This window comes from Vibrio sp. 378 (genome assembly GCF_033339435.1).
Map to the genome: position 1 here is coordinate 1 of NZ_JAWOUO010000370.1, position 806 is coordinate 806.

Annotated in this window: 1 protein-coding gene; it reads right to left on the reverse strand. The window is 44.8% G+C overall.

The annotated features are described in order from the left end of the window. Window positions 1-46: 46 nt before the first annotated feature. Window positions 47-806: 5'-nucleotidase (locus R7Q48_RS26340; RefSeq protein WP_318133144.1), on the reverse strand; the 760-nt coding region annotated here is incomplete at its 5' end.

Sequence of the window (806 nt, forward strand, 5' to 3'; positions counted from 1 at the left end):
CTCGCATGTAGTGTGGAAAGTACAGCAAAATCAATACCAAGAATGATTAACGATTTTGTTGAGAGTAAAGTTTGTGACTTTCGTTCAAACAGTTAGGCTCATCTGTAAGTAATTCAATAAAGCAATCCGCCATTGATAAGTTACTCACACAACCCTCGCCTTTCATATCAAGCAGGGCTTCATAGCCTTCTTTGCCTTTCATCGTGTAAGCCGAAGAGGTGCCACGATACCAAGCGTCATCATCAACCTTAACCCAGCGGTATCCGTCAAATATTTCTAATCGTTGGACTCTCTCACCTTTTGGCGCATCAGCTTGATAGTCAAAGTTCAGATTGTACGTATATGGGTAACTGCCTGACCCAGTGCCTTCTACACCGTTGTTGAGTGCGTTATTGATTGCACCTTCTAGAGCTCGGCGAATAACCGCACCTTTCACATCGTAAAACCCGATCGGTACGGCAAAAGGCAATAATCGTCCGGCAACATCTGCCACTGTAATATCACCTGGATTGAGTGAAGTACGAACGCCACCTGCATTATGAATTGCAAATTGAACGTTGTGCCCGCGTTTATTTAAGCTATGAAGGAAAGAACGAGCGACCGCACCGGCAAGTTCACTTCCGCCTAGCTCATCCGGAATACGGACATGACGCTTTTTGCTTTCCACATGAGCGATCACCTGCGATTGCAAGGCACGCACGCGAGGTATGTATTTATCTCTCAAAATAGCTTGAGTTTCTGGGTGTTTCTTACAGACTACAACATTTGGTTGGCCGTGAATAAAATCACAAGCGGTTTCAAATACG